Origin of the sequence: Chlorogloeopsis sp. ULAP01 (genome assembly GCF_030381805.1) — a bacterium.
In the GTDB taxonomy this organism is placed as follows: domain Bacteria; phylum Cyanobacteriota; class Cyanobacteriia; order Cyanobacteriales; family Nostocaceae; genus Chlorogloeopsis.
Genome location: NZ_JAUDRH010000001.1, coordinates 455,506 through 467,725 on the forward strand (window position 1 = coordinate 455,506; position 12,220 = coordinate 467,725).

The window sequence follows — 12,220 nt, forward strand, 5'->3', positions numbered from 1 at the left end:
TAATTCAACTAATTCCAAGTAAATGACAATTTTTTTCAAAGTTTGTCGTTGTGTTTTCAGGTACAACCAAGTAGTGTGATTGAGTGTAATCAGAATCAATGAAGTTAGATAAATTGTTTCAAAGCTTGCTGCTGACAGCTACAGTTGTTCTTTTTATTAGCATTCCTGCGAAAAGCGAGGAAGTACGAGAAGATGTGCAAGGCGAATCTTTTACCCAGGTGAAATCTCCTTCACCGCAAACAATAAAGTCTGATCAAGCAAGTAAAAACATTCCCCAACTCGACGAAATTGACTTTTCAGCAGCTAACGCGCAAATACTAGTACAGACACCAACACTAACCACGCCTCCTAATCCAGAACCAAGGAGTGAGGATCAAGTTATATCAATTACGGCAGTAAAAGCTAATTCCACCGAAAAAGGTGTAGAGATAATTTTAGAAACGACTCTTGGGGAAAAGCTACAAGTCACAAATCGCAGTAGTGCTAATAATTTTATTGCAGATATCACTGGCGGGCAGTTACGTTTACCGTCGGGTGAAGCTTTTACATTTCGTTCCGAGAAACCCATAGAAGGAATTACAGAAATTACCGTCGCCAATGTTGACGCGAATACTGTGCGGATAACGGTGGTAGGTGAGCAGGCTTTACCTGTAGTTGAGTTATTTGATGATAATGCTGGGCTAGTTTTTGAGATAGCCTCTATTGCAAGTACAACTCAGTTACCAATAACACCGCCAACCGAAGAACAGCCAGTACCGGAGACTCCGCAAGAGCAACCAGCTGCACAGCCAGATGAGCCGATAGAGTTGACAGTCACGGGAGAACGGGATGAGTATCGTGTCCCCAATGCTTCTGTAGGAACTAGAACCGACACACCACTGCGCGATATTCCCCAATCAATTCAGGTTGTTCCCCAAGAAGTCCTGCGAGAGCAACGAGCTACTCGTTTAGGTGATGCGTTGAGAAATGTGACTGGTGTTAACTCTACGAGGGGATCTAGCGACAGAGGAGATTCTTTTACAATTCGAGGCTTTGAGATTTTTAGTAGTAACGTCCTCAATAACGGGCTGCCAGATCGTACTCTGGCAGAAACTAGAGATTTATACAATGTTGAAAGGGTAGAAGTTCTCAAAGGGCCAGCTTCAGTACTATACGGTTTAGGCAACCCAGGTGGCACAGTGAATATCGTCACCAAACAGCCCCTAGCAACCCCTTTTTATGAGGTAGAAGCCACAGTTGGGAATTATTCATTATATCGAGGAAATATTGACTTCACTGGGCCTTTGAATGATCCGAAGACGTTACTTTATCGTCTCAATTTGGCCTATCAAAATTCTGGCAGTTACATTGATTTTATTAGTAATAGGTCATTTTTTATAGCACCGGCAATTAGCGCAGCACTCAGCAAAAATACAACCTTGATCTTTGAGGGTGAATATTCCAATAGAACAATTGATTCTCGGTCAGTTGTTGTCTTACCAGCCGTGGGTACAGTGTTACCTGGCCCTGATGGGCGTCGGATTCCTCGCAATCGCACAGTCTATGAACCAGAAGGTGATACTCAAAGCGAAACCACAAGGCTGGGGTATCGCTTAGAGCATCGATTTAGCGAAAACTGGTCATTGCGAAATGATTTTCGCGTCACCTTTGAGCGTTATTCTGATAACGATCAATCGTTTTTTCTCGGTCTTGACGCTGATGGCCGCACTGCAAATCGTGTTACTTATAGTTCAGAGAGCGATTCTAATATTTATAACCTGACAACAGATATATCGGGACGCTTTTCTACTGGCTCAATTGAACATCAGTTATTGTTCGGTGTAAATATGAGTCGATTTGATAATTTTAACAATTTCGGCATCGATCTAGCGAATCTAACCCCACTTGATATTTATAATCCTGTCTATCGTCAGCCAATTGTCAGTCGAATTGATACTGTATTTGAGGATGGTTCTGTTTTAACAGACACACTGGGCATCTATATTCAAGATCAGATTAAATTTGCGGAAAACTTCAAGCTTTTGCTAGGTGGTCGATTTGATTTATTCACACAAACAAATCGCAATTCTTTAGACAATACAACAGAAATTCAAGCGGGTGATGCGTTTACACCGCGTGTTGGAATTGTCTATCAACCAATTCCTCCCATTTCGCTGTACGCCAGTTATAGTGAGTCTTTTAACCCTACAGAGGGCAGGGCTGCGGATGGTAGTCTATTTCAACCAGAACGAGGTACTCAGTATGAAGTTGGGATTAAGGCAGAGTTGAATGACCTGCTTTCAACAACTCTTTCTCTTTATGACTTGACACGTTCTAACCTGTTGACTCCAGATCCTAATGATGACCGCTTTTCGATTCAAACTGGTGAACAACGTAGTCGAGGTATTGAATTTGATATTGCTGGAGAAGTTTTACCAGGGTGGAAAATTTTTGCTGGCTATGCTTATACGGATGCAGAAATTGTTGAAGATAATATTTATGCGTCTGGTAATCGTTTGACTAATGCCCCCGAACATAGCTTTAATATCTGGACAACTTACGAATTCCAATCGGGAGATCTAAGAGGTTTGGGGTTTGGCTTAGGGCTATTTTATATTGGCGATCGCGCTGGAGATTTAGACAATTCATTTGAAGTACCTAGTTATCTCCGCACCGATGCTAGCATTTTTTACCGACGAGATCGGCTCAGACTTGCATTGAACGTGAAAAACTTGTTTGATACAAACTATTTTGTTTCTGTTACAGGTAGAGATTCCGTGTTGCGAGGCGATCCGTTTACCATCTCAGGTACAATTTATTGGGAGTTTTAAATAATTTTACGGCCTATCGTCGAGAGCGATTTTTTTCGGGGGAGATGGGACTGGCAATGCGGTAAGATGACCCAATGAGCGATTCTGAGCAACTTGTTATTTACCAGCTTCAGATTTTTATCCTGGGCATCAGTCCCATGATTTGGCGTAGAGTCAAAATCAAGAGCGACAGTACAATCGCCGATTTGCACTACATCATCCAGATAGTAATGGGATGGACTGATTCCCATCTACATCGCTTTGTAATTCACGGTAAGCATTACGGGATTGCAAAAATTGGTGGAATGGAGTTTTCTGACACTCCAAAAGAAGTGAAGTTATCAGATTTTGGCTGGCGAATGCGAGAGCGTTTTTTATACGAATATGACCAGGCGTGATAACTGGCAGCATCAAATTCGGGTCGAAGCAATTCTCACTCCCAAATCAAATTGCTTTTATCCAGTGTGCATTGATGGTAAACGCGCTTGTCCTCCAGAAGACTGTGGTGGCTCGTGGGAGTTCATGGCACAAAAGCAGGAATACTCAGTAAGATATATAGCTTCTCGGTTAAGTGACATTGTGGACGAAGGTGATATACCTGGCAATGTTGAGTTGATGCAGTCAGCTATCAAAAAGTCTAAGGGTCGCTACGCTCATCGAGACTCAACCCTAATTTTGTTGATCTACCGCCACGGTTTGCGAGTGGCAGAGATGCCACCTCTGCGCTGGGAGCAAATAGATTGGAATGGTGGTACAGTTTACGTGAAGCGAGTCAAAAAAGGTACGCCCTCGGTTCAACCACTTTCCGGTCTGGAGATTCGCTCTCTCCGTCAGCTGCAACGAGATTATCCTGTTAGTCCCTACATTTTCCAGTCTTCTCGACGTGGCCGCCCGTTGGCACATGATATGATCGCTGGCATTGTTGAACGGGCTGGTGAATTAGCTGGTTTTCCTTTCCCTATTCATGCTCATATGCTGCGGCATGGAACAGGTTATTATCTGGCGAATCGAGGCATTGATACCCGAACAATTCAGAGCTACTTGGGGCATAAAAATATTCAGCATACCGTTCGTTACACCAAACTTACATTTACCAAGTTTCAAGGTCTTTGGGATGATTGATGTTTAAACCCCTTGCTTAATTCTTGCCCATCTCCCCCGAAAAAAATCGCTCTCTACGTGGCGTTGCTTGCGAAACAGTGATCGCTTGTGATGAAAATCTTTGCCTCACCCTGAAAGCGGCAGATTTTTTAGCACTGCTGGAGGAAGATGAGGAGGTGAGGAGGTGGGGAGATAGGGAGAAAGAGTTGCTTCGCGACAATGCACAGGTGGGGAGATTGAGAAGTGGGGAGAATAATTTCACCCCATCCCCTCATCACCCCATCCCCTCACCATCATTCGCTGTCTATTTCCGCAACCACTGTAGCCTAATTGAAATTTACGACCTATTGGGAGCAGAACTACAACGCCGGGGAAAGACTTGCGAGATGATTTATTAGAAAAGGCGATCGTCGCCACCAAATCAGCTACTATCCTCAACCTACCTTCAGGTAAAACACCACTCCAACAACTAGACCCCAATCTACTGTGGTTAGTCAGCAGTAAAGGTTCTAATTATGCTGTGGGCGATCGCATTTCATGTGAGGGGGAAGTGGGACAGGGGGAGAGGGTACTAAAGGCGTTTGCTTCTTAGCCAATCCTTCCTTCTAAGTGCATCCGGTTGATACCTACTCAAACAATCAACCATTGTTTGAGAGCAGAAATAGAAGGTTATCCCGTTCCTGTTATTCGTTTGGCGTTGATTTTAGGATGTCACTGTCCGCCGGATTATACTGTGAGGGTGATAGTTGTTACACCAGTGGTAGCAACCTCGGTTAATCGTTACCTTTTTGGTCTGGCTTATCAGTCTCATTTAGCCAGTTCGTCTTTTACGACGGGTTAATGTGACTTCGCTTGCGCTATCCATGATCAACTATGTTAGATGGGATTCTGGATGAGACTTCCAGTTACCACCGTTTATCACCGCTTTACCCGTTTGATAATCAGTCGCCCAGATAGGGGATATACTGTTACCTTGTCACCACAAGGAGTAGGAATTGCACCTACACGAATAACAAGTTGTCAAGGTACAGATTTGGAATGTCAAACATTCCTTGTGTACTTCTCGCCACCAATCCTTGAGTAATATTACTCATTTCTGGCGAACGGGTCGCACCCCGGCTGGAAGCACGGGGGCTTTACGCATCACGGCTGGTAAAACATCTCAACACATTTGCGGTTATGGTAACGCAATTTATCCTGTAGCGTTGAAAGAAACTCAGCGTTCCTCTGCGTTTCTACTAATATCAATGACTAATAACAACTGTTAAAGAATTGTACTAACTTTATTTATGACTGACATTTCACGAATACGCCAACCGTTCCCTTGACGAACCAAACTATACCTAACTCGCACTGTTTCGTTGTAAGACTTGCGTTGATTTATTTGACCATTTTCATAAAATTGGGCTGCTTCAGTCACAGAAGCTTGAACAGCAGCATAATTCTTATCGGTTGGACTAGTTTCTAAAGATTCCACTTTCAGCCGATGTTCATACTTGCGATAGCGATTTTCTGCTTGTTCCTGTTGAGCAACTTGCTGCCATTGAGACAGAGCCGAACCTACTAAAATTTCTTTTAAACTATCAATTTCATGATTTGGCCCCAAGGCGGCAGCTTTAGTTGACAACCAACTTTGAATCACTTCTCGTGCCGTGACTTCTGTCAAAGGGCCTTCTGGAAATATTGTCTTACTATTACGATCTGGAATAGGTAGAATAGGCTCATTCAGTTGTAAGACCAATTGTTCACCTTGTAAAGTAGGCGCTGGTGACAATAGATTATGCAACCATCCCAAAGCTGTTGAAATCAAAAGCCATAAAACTACTATTCCTGTCACACCAATCAAAACCATCCACATCAACCGCGTTTTTGCTTTTGCACTAACAGCAAAATACCGCCGCCGACGCCCAGTTATTGGACGTTGATCTGAAGTACGTCCTCCTGGGCTAGCATATGGACTGCGTCTGCGCTTGACTGGAGGTTGCGATCGCCGATATGCAACAGATGGCTCTGCACCGTTTACGTAATAGTTAGCGCCTCTGAGGTTACGATCGCTATTCTCGGAGGGTAGTACGGGCATTTCTAAATTTGTACCCTCAGATCCAGCATCAGTAGATGATGCCGAAAATTGAGATGACGAGTATTGTGAATAACTTGGTCTATTGTATGGTGTTTGCGGAACTCTTGGTTCAGTTCTTCCATCCTGAGGAAATCGGCGATGAACTACATTAGGGTTACTGCGGTAATTCTGACGAGGTGCCTGTGGCTGGGAAACAGATGGCGGGTTAATGCCAATTTCTTCACCATTTGTTTGTGCATCTGTTGGTAGTTGCTCTAAATATGCTTGAACGCGGCGATCGGCAAAATAATCTTTGAGAGAAGCTCGCTCTTGTACTAAATCACAGAAGTGGGGAAACACTTCGTTTTGCAACCAATTCTCACTGTATAAACACAGCCCTGGTAATAAGTCTGGAGAGTTGAGAGAATGTTCTCGAATAAAAGCCAGGGCTTCATACTCCTGACTTAGTTCTAAGGCACGGGTGGCTTCTTCGGTTTGTCCTAGTAATAAAGCACACAGTGACTGTTCTAAATGCACGTCTTGGCGCTTGCCCAAACGCACTAGCATTTGCTTGGCTTGACGAATCAAAGCCGGTTGACGTTGAGTAAATCCACGTGCTACTAGAGCATAAATAGCTAAGTATGTGGCGACGGCAGAGGGACGCTTGCTTTCTGCTTCAAATAACTTGTGTTGTTCAGCAACCGTTAAGTAATTACGCAGTTGCTGGATAAAGCGCAAAAAGTCATCTACACTGAGACCAGATCGGTCGTCGCCTGTGCCATCAACACCGCCACGCTCATCTAAAATTTCTTGTAATAGTTGTAACCCTTGACTGCGTTCAGCACCTTTTTCTTTCGGCAGCGCCACTAACTCTAAAATTCGATATGGTCGTAGTCTGTATAAATCAGACTGAATTTCAGCCCGAACATTGGAAAATAAACCTTCCCGCGCCAATAACTCATCACCAGTTTCTAAGGAAACGGCAGCATTTTCGTAATGTCCTTGTTGCCATTGTTCTCGACCAACCTCTAGGCAGGCAAGAGCAATGGTAAGAACAATGTCTGCCCTTTCAGTTGTGACTTCACCGAATTCGTCAGTTTCTGAAGTGGAGCCGACTCTCAAAAATGTACCGTTTTTATTGACTAGGTATGGATGACCTAGTTTAAGTACAAGTTCATATTCTCCTAACTCTTGCAGCAGTAGTAAAGCACCGACAAATTCTTCTGGGTTGATTTCGATGCTGAGATTTTGGGAGTCAAGATTGCCATTACTATTAAAGGCACGGTTCTCTACTGCTACGGCTGCATTGCGATCGCTTTCCGAACCGTAGGCATGGGCAAGATAAATTTGATCGTAGGCTTTTCGCTCTTTTGGATCTGATAAAACCACGTAAGCCTCTTCAATTAGTTGTTTGCGAGAGTTAATTGCTGCCTGGGAATATTCGCGTCTTGGCAGTTGCACCATGCGATCGCTGTATGCCTGCCGCAATTGCTCTTCACTTGCCGCCAAAGGTAGCCCTAAAATTCGGTAGTAATCTAGCGGAATTCGCACAGCTTAACTTCCCCTGCAGCTTGATCGACGTAATTCTCCTAGAGAATTCCAGGTATGTAAAACCGTGCCACAATAATAACCGATTGGTTTTACACTACAAGTGTGTTTTGCAACAAGTTCACCTAAGTCTGTCCAGCCCTTCTTGTGGCAATGCCAATCATGTTGTGCTAACAGAAACTTAAGATTGTTTTCCTGCCAGAATATACGGTTTGACCGTTTCTGCAAATCAATCAGAGGAACTTGTTCCAGCATCCAGTCACAGAAGCACCATGTTTGTATAGATTTGCTGCTGCTGGTGAGCGACCCGAAGTATAACATAATTATATTGTTATGACAATTAGTTAATAGAAAAATATGGACATAATTAGGTTATATTTTTTATCTGTTAATGAATATGCAGAAAGCAAGTTATCCTGATTGGTATTGTAGGGTCTAAGGTGGTTATCTTACCCTTCAAGACACAAGATAAAACAGTATGCACTCAATAGCTTGATATTGTTGATTCTTTGTAAGAATACAACTTATCTAAAATGGTAACTTTAAGTGTTACTACGGGGATAGTAAAAAAATAATGGTTCAAGAACGCACTTTACCCAAATTTGACGTCACTACCGCGCAAATCAAAAAAGAAGAAGGGTTGCGGTTGTACAAAGATATGGTTTTAGGGCGCACCTTTGAAGACAAGTGTGCTGAAATGTACTATAGGGGCAAAATGTTTGGTTTTGTCCACCTTTACAACGGTCAAGAAGCAGTCTCTACTGGGATAATTCAAGGGGCGATGCGACCTGGAGAAGACTTTGTTTGCAGCACCTACCGCGATCACGTACATGCTTTAAGTGCGGGAGTACCAGCAAAAGAAGTCATGGCAGAACTCTTTGGAAAAGCCACGGGTTGTAGCAAAGGACGTGGCGGTTCCATGCATATGTTTTCTGCTGAACATCGTTTGCTAGGTGGCTATGCTTTCGTAGCTGAAGGTATTCCCGTCGCAGCAGGGGCAGCATTTCAAAGTAAATACCGCCGTGAAGTTCTAGGCGATCCAAATGCTGATCAAGTTACAGCTTGCTTTTTTGGCGATGGCGCTTGCAACAATGGTCAATTTTTTGAAACGTTAAACATGGCAGCGCTGTGGAAATTGCCTGTCATTTTTGTAGTTGAGAATAATAAGTGGGCTATTGGTATGGCTCACGAGCGAGCAACTTCCGATCCAGAAATTTACAAAAAAGCCAGCGTATTTAATATGGTGGGTGTGGAAGTAGACGGCATGGATGTCATGGCGGTGCGTGCAGTCGCTCAAGAGGCTGTCGCCCGTGCTCGTGCAGGTGAAGGGCCAACATTAATTGAAGCACTTACCTATCGTTTTCGGGGTCACTCTTTAGCCGATCCGGATGAACTGCGTAGCAAAACCGAAAAAGAATATTGGTTTGCCCGCGATCCAATCAAAAAATTTGCTGCTTATCTAACAGAACAAAATCTGGCAACAGATCAAGAATTAAAACAGATAGATCGTCAAATTCAACAAGAAATTGACGAAGCAGTCAAGTTCGCCGAAACTAGTCCCGAACCTAGCCCTAGCGAATTGTATCGCTACATATTTGCTGAAGACTAGTAGAAATTATGAATTATGGATTATGAATGCTAGAGAATTTCATAATTCATAATTCATCATTTATCATTCATCATTCAAAAGTCGTGTTTGATATATCACTAGAACAGAGACAATATTTAACTTTTATTCTGTGCGATCGCACCACCAACTCTCTGCTAGAAGTTGTACCAGAACGTGGCGGTATCATCACTCGCTGGTGCGTCCAAGGGCAAGAAATTCTCTATCTGGATCGGGAACGCTTTGCCAACCCGGAATTAAGTGTGCGTGGTGGCATTCCAATCCTATTTCCAATCTGTGGAAATCTACCAGATAACACTTACACTTATCACGGCAAGCAGTATACCCTGAAACAACATGGCTTTGCCCGCGATTTGTCTTGGCAAGCTTTTGGTTCAATTTCTGAACAAGGAGTTTCCCTTCAAGCTAGTCTCCATTCGAGTGAGCAGACACAGGCAGTTTATCCTTTTGACTTTGGGCTGACTTTTACTTACCAGATGAAAGGAAATAGCTTGACAATTTACCAGCACTACACAAACAAATCATCTCAACCAATGCCCTTCAGTGCAGGGTTCCATCCTTACTTTTTGACTACAGACAAAACTCAGCTAGAGTTTGAAATTCCCTCTACCGAGTACCAAAACCAGATTACAAAAAAAATTCATGCATCTGACGGTAACTTTGATTTCAACCGCGATGAAATCGACGTGGCATTTAAACAAATCAAGCGTAAATCGGCTACTGTCACCGACAACAGCCGGAAGTTGAAATTAACTCTCGACTACGACGATTTCTTCTCTACCTTAGTGTTTTGGACAGTCAAAGGCAAAGACTTTTATTGCCTCGAACCTTGGAGCGCTCCCCGCAACGCCATCAATACAGGTGAAATGCTGACAGTGCTAGAACCAGGGGCTAGTCACTCAGCAATGATTCGCCTCAAAGTAAATTTTTTCTAACCCCTTTACAAATCTACAGAAGTTTATGATATAGTAGTGAAGTTGCAAATTAGTGCTAAACGGGTCGCTAACTCAAAGGTAGAGTACTCGGCTTTTAACCGATTAGTTCTGGGTTCGAATCCCAGGCGACCCATATAAAGAAACTAAACAAACCAAACCAAAATTATAATTTGTACCTTTTGAACTATGGCCTGAGAAACTATGGCGTAAACTTTTTAAACATAAACACCCATCACTAGTTATAATTTCCTATAAGCTCACAATAATTTAAGATTGGCGTAATATTTGTTTACGCTGTATATCGAAACGAATAGCTGACAACCACAATAGGAGGACTATCTATGGCGCTCGTGCCTATGCGGCTGCTGTTGGATCACGCGGCAGAAAACGATTACGGCATCCCCGCTTTCAACGTCAACAACATGGAGCAGATTCAGTCAATCATGCTAGCTGCCCATGAAACAGATAGCCCCGTAATTTTGCAAGCTTCTCGTGGCGCTCGCAAGTACGCTGGCGAAAACTTCTTGCGTCACCTGATTTTGGCAGCGGTGGAAACCTATCCTCATCTTCCCATTGCCATGCACCAAGACCATGGTAATGAACCTGCTACCTGCTACTCTGCTATCAAAAACGGCTTTACCAGCGTGATGATGGATGGTTCGCTGGAAGCTGATGCTAAAACCCCCGCTAGCTACGAGTACAACGTCAATGTTACTCGCGAAGTGGTAAAAGTGGCTCACGCATTGGGCGTCAGTGTCGAAGGCGAACTCGGTTGCTTGGGTTCTCTAGAAACTGGTATGGGTGACAAAGAAGATGGTCACGGTTTTGAAGGTAAGCTTTCTCATGACCAGTTACTAACCGATCCAGACCAAGCGGTAGACTTTGTAGAACAAACTCAAGTAGATGCTTTGGCTGTTGCTATTGGCACTAGCCACGGTGCTTACAAATTTACCCGCAAACCAACTGGGGAAATTTTGGCAATCAGCCGCATTGAAGAAATTCACCGTCGTCTGCCCAACACCCACTTGGTAATGCACGGTTCTTCCTCCGTACCAGAAGATTTGATTGCTCTGATTAACCAGTACGGTGGTACCATTCCCGAAACCTATGGTGTACCTGTGGAAGAAATCCAAAAAGGTATCAAGAGCGGTGTGCGCAAGGTAAATATTGATACTGACAACCGTTTGGCGATTACTGCGGCTGTAAGGGAAGCTTTGGCAGCTAACTCTAAAGAGTTTGACCCTCGTCACTTCCTCAAGCCTTCCATTAAATATATGCAGAAGGTTTGTGCCGACCGCTACCAGCAATTTGGTACTGCTGGTAATGCTAGCAAAATTAAGCAAGTTTCTTTGGAAGAATTTGCTGCTAAGTATGCTAAAGGCGAACTCAACGCTGCTATTAAGAAAACTGTTGCTCTGTAACTTAGGAAAATAAATAGGGATATTCTTATAGCTATGTCCCTATTTTTCTAGAATTTTTCATCACTCGTTTATTCAGCCGGGAAGCGTTTATGCTTCTCGGTTGTTTGTTTTATGTCACTGTAAGTATGGTTCTCATCCCAGCTTGAAAGTGTCCTGGTATATTACAAACTATCAAATATTTACCAGGAGTTAAGTTGACTTTGAGTGTTTTGGTTGTATCACTTTTAAGTTCATCTGCTTCTATCTCAGCAATTTTTTTACCTGCTTTATCTATATCTAAGCGATCGCCATTTGTGAGTGGCAATTTATCGATTGGTAAGTCAGTCTTGATGAGTTCCATTTCGTGTGCCAATCTACCTTCATTCGTAACCACAAATTCTACATCTCCAGCTGGAACATTTGATTTTGATAGCTGGAATGCCATTTCCTTGACGGTTACTTGAACTGTATTGACACCAGATGCAGGCGCGACTACACCTGGAGAGTTAGTAGTTGCTTGCTGTGGCGGATTATTTGTACTGCATCCCCAGCACAGTAATAGCGATGCGATCGCCATTAAGCAAAATTTCCAAATTCGCTTGTTCAATTATTTATACCTACTGCTGTAAAAGGGAACTCTTATCAGAGAACAGGGAGTTTGTGAGGGGGACATCCCAACTCTCTACTTGCAACAAGCGCGAAGATGGGATTTTAAACCCCCGTAGAGGAATAGATAAAATTAATTTTGTTTGATATTTTGT

At 43.2% G+C, this 12,220-nt stretch carries 12 protein-coding genes and 1 tRNA gene; 11 read left to right on the plus strand and 2 right to left on the minus strand.

Going from position 1 to position 12,220, the window contains the following annotated elements; genetic code table 11:
* The first annotated feature begins 98 nt into the window (after positions 1 to 98).
* From QUB80_RS01975 to QUB80_RS02005, 7 genes are all read left to right on the plus strand, one after another.
* Positions 99 to 2,810 (plus strand): TonB-dependent siderophore receptor, encoded by a 2,712-nt coding sequence (locus tag QUB80_RS01975; RefSeq protein ID WP_289787809.1) that lies wholly within the window; start codon positions 99 to 101, stop codon positions 2,808 to 2,810.
* A 74-nt stretch (positions 2,811 to 2,884) separates the two neighbouring features.
* Positions 2,885 to 3,187 (plus strand): plasmid pRiA4b ORF-3 family protein, encoded by a 303-nt coding sequence (locus QUB80_RS01980; RefSeq protein ID WP_289787810.1) that lies wholly within the window; start codon positions 2,885 to 2,887, stop codon positions 3,185 to 3,187.
* Positions 3,174 to 3,911 (plus strand): tyrosine-type recombinase/integrase, encoded by a 738-nt coding sequence (locus tag QUB80_RS01985; protein WP_289787811.1) that lies wholly within the window; start codon positions 3,174 to 3,176, stop codon positions 3,909 to 3,911. Before QUB80_RS01980 ends, QUB80_RS01985 begins: the two co-directional genes overlap by 14 nt.
* 23 nt (positions 3,912 to 3,934) lie before the next feature.
* Complete coding sequence (locus QUB80_RS01990) at positions 3,935 to 4,288, plus strand: hypothetical protein (protein WP_289787812.1); 354 nt, start codon at positions 3,935 to 3,937, stop codon at positions 4,286 to 4,288.
* A complete protein-coding gene (locus QUB80_RS01995) occupies positions 4,270 to 4,482 on the plus strand; it encodes a hypothetical protein (RefSeq protein WP_289787813.1) in 213 nt (70 codons plus the stop codon). Before QUB80_RS01990 ends, QUB80_RS01995 begins: the two co-directional genes overlap by 19 nt.
* 57 nt (positions 4,483 to 4,539) lie before the next feature.
* Positions 4,540 to 4,731 carry a hypothetical protein gene (locus QUB80_RS02000; protein WP_289787814.1) on the plus strand — a complete coding sequence of 64 codons (192 nt, stop codon included), beginning with the start codon at positions 4,540 to 4,542 and terminating at the stop codon, positions 4,729 to 4,731.
* 51 nt (positions 4,732 to 4,782) lie between these two features.
* Entirely contained in the window at positions 4,783 to 4,974 is a 192-nt protein-coding gene (locus QUB80_RS02005; protein ID WP_289787815.1) for a hypothetical protein, read from the plus strand.
* Positions 4,975 to 5,154: 180 nt separating this feature from the next.
* On the opposite strand, the gene QUB80_RS02010 is transcribed toward QUB80_RS02005, so the two are convergent.
* Entirely contained in the window at positions 5,155 to 7,500 is a 2,346-nt protein-coding gene (locus tag QUB80_RS02010) for an IMS domain-containing protein (protein ID WP_289787816.1), read from the minus strand.
* Between the two features lie 571 nt (positions 7,501 to 8,071).
* Here QUB80_RS02010 and pdhA point away from each other — a divergent pair.
* From pdhA to fba, 4 genes are all read left to right on the plus strand, one after another.
* Positions 8,072 to 9,106: a pyruvate dehydrogenase (acetyl-transferring) E1 component subunit alpha gene (gene pdhA / locus QUB80_RS02015; protein WP_289787817.1), complete on the plus strand. Its 1,035-nt coding sequence runs from the start codon at positions 8,072 to 8,074 to the stop codon at positions 9,104 to 9,106.
* Positions 9,107 to 9,189: 83 nt separating this feature from the next.
* Positions 9,190 to 10,059, plus strand: a complete 870-nt coding sequence (locus QUB80_RS02020) for an aldose epimerase family protein (RefSeq protein ID WP_289787818.1) — start codon at positions 9,190 to 9,192, stop codon at positions 10,057 to 10,059.
* A 61-nt stretch (positions 10,060 to 10,120) separates the two neighbouring features.
* A tRNA-Lys gene (locus QUB80_RS02025) sits at positions 10,121 to 10,192 on the plus strand.
* Between the two features lie 208 nt (positions 10,193 to 10,400).
* Positions 10,401 to 11,480 (plus strand): class II fructose-bisphosphate aldolase, encoded by a 1,080-nt coding sequence (gene fba / locus QUB80_RS02030; protein ID WP_016873790.1) that lies wholly within the window; start codon positions 10,401 to 10,403, stop codon positions 11,478 to 11,480.
* Between the two features lie 109 nt (positions 11,481 to 11,589).
* Here the strand turns inward: fba and QUB80_RS02035 are convergent, their stop codons facing one another.
* Positions 11,590 to 12,066, minus strand: coding sequence for a sulfocyanin-like copper-binding protein (locus QUB80_RS02035; RefSeq protein ID WP_289787819.1), 477 nt, complete (start codon positions 12,064 to 12,066; stop codon positions 11,590 to 11,592).
* Between the last annotated feature and the right edge of the window lie 154 nt (positions 12,067 to 12,220).

Excerpts from the sequence above, each read along its gene's own strand:
- fba (WP_016873790.1), top strand. The coding sequence starts at position 10,401 with ATGGCGCTCGTGCCTATGCGGCTGCTGTTGGATCACGCGGCAGAAAAC.
- QUB80_RS02005 (WP_289787815.1), top strand. The coding sequence starts at position 4,783 with ATGAGACTTCCAGTTACCACCGTTTATCACCGCTTTACCCGTTTGATA.
- QUB80_RS01980 (WP_289787810.1), top strand. The coding sequence starts at position 2,885 with ATGAGCGATTCTGAGCAACTTGTTATTTACCAGCTTCAGATTTTTATC.
- QUB80_RS01985 (WP_289787811.1), top strand. The coding sequence starts at position 3,174 with ATGACCAGGCGTGATAACTGGCAGCATCAAATTCGGGTCGAAGCAATT.
- QUB80_RS01975 (WP_289787809.1), top strand. The coding sequence starts at position 99 with ATGAAGTTAGATAAATTGTTTCAAAGCTTGCTGCTGACAGCTACAGTT.
- pdhA (WP_289787817.1), top strand. The coding sequence starts at position 8,072 with ATGGTTCAAGAACGCACTTTACCCAAATTTGACGTCACTACCGCGCAA.